This is a genomic window from Psychrobacter sp. NG254 (assembly GCF_015277735.1).
Taxonomy (GTDB): Bacteria; Pseudomonadota; Gammaproteobacteria; order Pseudomonadales; family Moraxellaceae; genus Psychrobacter.
Window position 1 is genome coordinate 431,714 of record NZ_JADHDA010000005.1, and the last position, 6,738, is coordinate 438,451.

A 6,738-nucleotide genomic window follows, 5' to 3' on the forward strand; every position below is an offset into this window, starting at 1 on the left:
TGGATACGATAAAAAAGGAGTATAAGTATCGTGGTTATTGTTGTCATGGATTCAGGCTATGAATGCAGCCGCGCGTTATCGCTTACTGAACAATTTTACGATTCTCATTAGTGTCATTGGGGTAGCTATTGCTTTGCTGGATAGTGGTTTTACGCTACCGACATGGCTACAGCAAGTATTCCATATTTTTTATTTGGTGATTATTTTTATCGGTCTTGTGGTGACTGTTGGTCGCTATATCTATACAAAAAAGCCGCTGACCTTTAATAAAGTGGCTGTCTTTGACGCGCTGACCAGCATTGCGATTGTCATTTTATTGACCGCGCATTTCACTGACTTAGTACGCTCAGGCTTGGATGCTGCCGTTGACGGCTTTGTCGCGATAAAGATCGCGGTGTTTGTCACCTTTATTCGCGAACTCTCCGATCATAACTTCAACCTCAATCGTACCTTTTTACACCCTGCCCAGTTTTTTATTTTGAGCTTTTTGGCAGTGGTGCTGGCGGGTGCGTTGCTACTGATGATGCCCAATGCGACGACGCAGCCGCTGTCTTTTGTTGATGCGCTTTTTACCGCGACCAGTGCAGTCTGTGTGACGGGGCTAATTGTCGTGGATACGGCGACCTATTTTACGACTTTTGGGCAAGTTATCATTATGGGGTTGATACAAATCGGCGGCTTAGGTATTTTGACTTTTGTGACGTACTTCAGTTACTTTTTTAAGGGCGGTGTCAGTTACGAGACGCAAGCAAGCATCAGCGAGATGTCTTATATGCATGGTATGAGTGATGTGGTATTGACACTCAAATCTATCTTGTATGTTACCTTTGCGGTCGAGGCGGTGGCAGCAGCGCTGATCTATATCAGTATTTATGACATGCCCAATATGGATTGGTCTGAGCAACTCTTCTTTTCTGTTTTTCATGCGATTTCTGCTTTTTGTAATGCGGGGTTTTCTACATTTACGGCAGGCTTGTATGATGATTCCTTACGCTTTAATTATCCGCTTCAGTTGATTATCGCCATGACATTTATCTTTGGTGGCATGGGCTTTACCATCGTGGTCAATGTACTGCGATATCTGCGCCACCGTGCTGAGCGGCTGATCTATCGCCATGACCAACGCTATATTTATCAGCCTTGGTTACTCAATATTAATAGCCGTATTACTTTGATCACGACAGGGGCATTGTTGCTGATTGGACTGATTGGTGTGATGATATTTGAATACAATCATGTGCTCGCTGACCATACCAGTTTTTTTGGTAAGCTAGTGACGGGCTTCTTTACTGCAGCGACGCCGCGTACAGCAGGATTTAATGTCGTTGACATGGGAGAGCTCACGTTTCCAACGATTATGCTGACGATATTTCTGATGTGGATTGGTGCATCGCCAAACTCGACAGGCGGTGGTATCAAGACCAGTACCTTTGCCATTGCGCTATTAAACACGTTGAGTCTGGCACGTGGGCAGACCAAGATAGAGGTGTTCAAACGGCAGATTGCTGAGATTTCCGTCCGCCGCGCGTTCTCTATTATGTGGTTGTCGTTACTCGTCATCGGTACGGGCGTGACACTTATTAGTTATGACCAGCCAGAGCTTGATTTGATTAAAGTAGTGTTTGAATGTTTTTCAGCCTACAGCACGGTGGGGTTGAGTGTGAACTTGACGGCGGACTTATCTGATTTTAGTAAAGTGGTGGTGTCGGTCATTATGTTTGTGGGTCGTGTCAGTATGCTCACGATATTTATTGCCCTGCTCAAAAACATGCGCCAACGCAACTATCGCTATCCCACTGAAGAGATTACCATTAACTAATTCGTCGCAAACAGTCTGTGTGCTTCTTAAAGTGAGCAAAGATGCACTGACAAACAGGCATTAATAAATAAGTGCTAATAAACAGACGCTAGTAAAAAATACTAAAAAAGGTTGTTAAGGTTATGAGATATATCATCGTAGGATTGGGGAACTTTGGGGCATCGCTAGGGTCGGCGTTGACCAGTCAAGGTCATGAAGTGATTGCGATTGACAGCAGTATGCAAAGGGTCGAAGCTTATAAAGAAGTCATCTCACATACCCTATGTATGGATGCGACAGACGAGTATACCGTCAGCGGCTTACCTATCATTGATACCGATATCGTCATCGTGGCCATTGGAGAAGACCAAGGCGCAAATGTCATGGCCACCGCGCTATTTAAGACCTTAAAAGCGAAACGTTTAATCAGCCGCAGTATCAATCCGCTGCATGAAAAAGTCCTGCAAGCCATCGGTGTGGATGACATTATTCATCCTGAAAAAGAAGCGGCCACTCGCTGGGCCAAACGCCTGTCGCTACGCTACTTTATTGATTCATTTGAGCTGAGTGATAACTTCAGTATAGTAGAGATTAAGATTCCAAACGTTTTGATTGGTAAGACCGTTGATGAGTTACAGTTAGAGCAAAAGTTCAATATCCGATTGCTTAGTACATTGCGCTATGAGTATTATGAAGACAGCTTTGGCCGCACACAGAGTAAGCCTAGTATTCAAGGTTTGGCAATGCCTGAGCAAGTATTGCGAGACCAAGATGTATTGGTTATTTATGGATATAACAAACACATCAATCAGTTCTTACGTAGTGTGGGTGTGAAAATCAAATAACGGTCTGCAATGGCGCTAAGAAGATAACATACAGGGGAAGTTTATGAGTCAATACCGCATATCTGTTCTACTAATCGCTATGACAGTATTGTTATCAGGGTGCGATAAATCGGCACAAGACCCGAACGTTATGTTTTCAGAAAAGCACAAAGATCCGATTGCTGAGCTTGCGGTGACTGACAAACCAGATCATAGTAAACTGGGCTATCAACAGACTTTTTATGTGCCTATTTATTCCGATATTTATTCTGATAGTGAGAACCAAAAAGTATTGTTGTCTGCCACGCTTAGCATACGCAATACCACCCTAAAAAACCCCCTGTATATCAATAAAATTGATTACTACAATACCAATGGCGATTTTGTAAAATCATACATCGATAGCCCGATCAAGCTACCACCAATGGCGACGTTGAATTATATCATTGAAAAAGAAGACGATAGTGGCGGCTCTGGTGCCAATTTTATTATTGATGTCGAGGGTGTGGATGATACTGTTAAACCAGTGATTGAAGCCATTATGATTGGTAACTTTAGCAATAAAGGCTTTGCGTTTAGTACAGAAGGGACACCAGTAGCACCCTAACTAATATAGTCAATCCTCTGTCATAAAGTGAACACAGTATTAGGGTGTGTCATTAATTAGTACATTCATACATTTAGTGGCCTTAAACTGGCTCAGTTTTGCTAAACATCGTCAGTAACTTTGCCATTATATTCGTATTAATAGGTATTCATGGAAGCAAAATATTCATACAAGGAAGTGTTATGTCTGCAACCAAAGAAGAAATCAACGCCTTTATGGCACTCGAGTTCCCACAAACCAAATGCATCGTCGAGACTGTCAATGAAAAGGGCGCGACCTTATCACACGAGATTGGCATAGATGAGCTGCGTCCCGGTGGCACCGTCTCAGGACCTGTCATGATGGCCGTTGCTGATGTCGCTATCTACGTCGCTATCCTCGGAAAAATCGGCATTGTTCCATTGACCGTAACCACGAGTCTGACCATCAATTTTTTGCGTAAGCCCTCAGCAGAAGCGCGTATTATCGCCAAATGCACCTTAATGAAAGTAGGGCGTACGTTGATAGTTGGGGAGGTCTCTCTCTATTCAGAAGGATGTGATGATATGGTGGCTCATGTGGTCGGCACGTATTCTGTCCCGCCTAAAAATCAATTATCATAGCGTTGAGCTTATTAAGTTAATTGAACTCGCTTGTGTATGAGCTTTATCGGCATGAAGGTATTTTTTAAAGATTTTTGATACTATGACTTCTTGATACTCATAAAGCAAAGAGATTGTTTTTAGTCTAAATTTATAATAGATAGCGTACTCTATTTATAGGATATAGAACAATAATCTACTTTTGTAAAATGACTGGGAAAATGGTTGGATTTTAAAATATTTTAATAAAATTAATAACTTAAAGGGTTTTTTTTGAATAAAAATCGACGAATGGTCGATAAGATGGCTTGATTTAACTATGGTTAAGTCCTAAAAAACAGTATTATAAAAGATATAAAAGATATAAAAGATATAAAAGATATAAAAGATATAAAAGATATAAAAGATATAAAAGATATAAAAGATATAAAAGAGTCAAGAAAGAACTCATTAGAGATTTATCCAGTCAAAATGACCTTGGGATAATCTTCGATAATCAAACAGCCTAGCATGCACTTACATCAATCGAATTAAACGATAAAAAGCAAAAGGTAGAAATATGAACACTATCATGGTTAAGACGAATAATGCGACTCAAACCGTAGCCGAAGTGGCCGTTGTCACTAAAGATGGAAAACCAACCATCATCCAAGCTATGGAGAAAGTCAATTACGAGTTCCATGATATGGCGATCGGTAGAGCGCCCAATCATATTATTACCAAACGCATCAAAAATGATCTGCACGTCTCATTTGAAGAAGACGGCAAAGACAGTGACTTAATTATAGAAGGTTTTTATGACAGTGCAGACAGTGCCTTAGTCGGTATTGCAGAAGATGGCGACTATTACTACTACATTCCAGATACTGGCGAAACCTACGATTATGTGACTCAACTGGCAGCAGGCGACGTAGAAGGACAGGCGTTAGGCGGTGAAGAATATGTGGCGGCGGCAATACCTTGGTGGGTACCTGTTGCTGCAGGACTTGGATTGGCAGGTTTGATTGCGGGTATCAGTGGCGGCGGTAGTGATGATCGTCCTGAACCTGCGCCCATCGTCAGTCTCAGTGGTGTTAAAAGCTTAAGTGAAGCCACGGCAACGAATGATGCAAACACTGCGCTATATAGCGTTACCTTAGATAAAGCCAGCGATGTTGATACCAGTGTGACAGTCACTATTACCCCTGGTTCTGCCAATGGCGGTGATTATACGGCACCAACGACGCAAACCATCACGATTCCAGCAGGACAAACCTCTGTTAATTTTAGCATACCAATTGTGAATGATAACGTCTACGAAGGCGCTCAAAGCTTTATGGTTGCTATAACCAGCGTCAGTGCTGGTAAGGCCACTATCGACCCTGTTAAAAACGAGGTGACCACGACTATCTATGATGATGGCACCATTGACGGAACGACACCTGTTGATCCTAATGATCCAGCAGTGGGTGATGACACGCCAATTGTAAGCATACAAGGTACAGCAAGCCTGAGCGAAACAGCTGCTGATGGGGGTGTTAATAGTGCAACGTATACTGTTAGCTTAAGCAACCCAAGCGCAGTTGATACGACTATTAGCTATATTATTAGCAATGGCAGTACAGAAGGTAGCGATGACTACGTTGCACCAACTATAAAGACCGTCACAATTCCTGCTGGGCAGACCTCTGTTGATTTTAGCCTACCAATGGTAGATGACAATATTTACGAAGGTGCCGAAGACTTTACGGTCACTATCACTGGTACTACTGCTGGTAAGGCTAACATTAGTGCGGATAATGACAGTGTCACTACGACTATTTATGATAATGGCACCACTGATGGCACCACACCGGTTAATCCTGCTGACCCAACAGTAGGGAATGATATCCCCGTGGTTAGCATTAGCGCAACCGACGCTCAAGCGATTGAAGGGGTGGACAACACCCTCATCTTCACCGTGACTCAGACCAACCTCAGCAACCTTGACACCACCGTTACCGTAAGCTTGGGTGATACCAACACCGTTGAAGCGGCGGACATTGCTAGCATCAGCTACACCAATGCCGCAGGAGTGGTGGTGACGTTAGACAAACTGTCTGACATCCAAACCTTCCTAGCGGATGGTGCAACGGTCAACATACCAGCAGGCAGCCTAAGTGCGCCTGCCATTACGGTCACTGTGATTGATGACGTTGTGTATGAGCGCTCAGAGAATCTGATTCTTGATATTGCCATACCGACAAGCAGCCCAACACCTGCCACCCTTGGTACCAGCACTGCGACTGGCGTCATCCTTGATGAAGACCAGCGTGTCAACACCAACAACCCGAACAACCCAGACGATGTGAATGATGAACTCGATGGCGACAAGCCGACAGTCACCGTCTCTGACGCCACTACTGACGAAGGTGGTGATTTGATTCATACCGTGACCTTATCAAACCCAACTGAGGTAGCGGTCAGCTATCCATTTGCCATCACTGACGGCAGTGCGGTCGCAGGAAGCGATTATGACAGCGCGACACCGCCTGTCTTTACTGGCGGCGTTGTCCTAAACGCTGATGGCACCATCACCATCCCAGCAGGAGTGACGAGCTTTACCGTTAGCTATCCGGCCTTGAATGATGACTTAGATGAGCTTGCTGAGACCACCACCTTGACCATCGGCACAGGTAGCGGCACTGGCACCATCATCGACACTGATGCGGCGCCTGTGATTAGCATTACGGCCAGCGGTGATGCCACCGAAGGCGCAGGTGATGCCATCGTCTTTAGTATTGACCAGACCGGTCTGAGTGACCGTGCGACCACGGTTATTGTCACTCTTGATTTAACCGACGCAGAAGCGGCTGACATTGCTAGCATCGTACTCACCAATGCCAATGGCACAACCCAAACCCTGACAGTGGCACAAGCGATTGCTGGGGTTAGTATCTCTATCCCTGC

Annotated in this window: 5 protein-coding genes; all 5 read left to right on the forward strand. The window is 44.2% G+C overall.

Annotated features, from left to right (window positions below; all coding sequences use genetic code 11):
• The first annotated feature begins 58 nt into the window (after positions 1 to 58).
• Positions 59 to 1,819 (forward strand): TrkH family potassium uptake protein, encoded by a 1,761-nt coding sequence (locus IP510_RS11245; RefSeq protein WP_194364920.1) that lies wholly within the window; start codon positions 59 to 61, stop codon positions 1,817 to 1,819.
• Positions 1,820 to 1,941: 122 nt separating this feature from the next.
• Positions 1,942 to 2,643 (forward strand): potassium channel family protein, encoded by a 702-nt coding sequence (locus IP510_RS11250; protein WP_194364921.1) that lies wholly within the window; start codon positions 1,942 to 1,944, stop codon positions 2,641 to 2,643.
• Between the two features lie 43 nt (positions 2,644 to 2,686).
• The gene (locus IP510_RS11255) at positions 2,687 to 3,229 is read left to right on the forward strand and encodes a DUF3124 domain-containing protein (RefSeq protein WP_194364922.1); all 543 of its coding nucleotides are present in this window, start codon (positions 2,687 to 2,689) and stop codon (positions 3,227 to 3,229) included.
• A gap of 182 nt (positions 3,230 to 3,411) precedes the next feature.
• Entirely contained in the window at positions 3,412 to 3,831 is a 420-nt protein-coding gene (locus tag IP510_RS11260) for a PaaI family thioesterase (protein WP_194364923.1), read from the forward strand.
• Positions 3,832 to 4,369: 538 nt separating this feature from the next.
• A partial coding sequence (locus IP510_RS11265) for a Calx-beta domain-containing protein (RefSeq protein ID WP_265087594.1) occupies positions 4,370 to 6,738 on the forward strand: 2,369 nt, incomplete at its 3' end.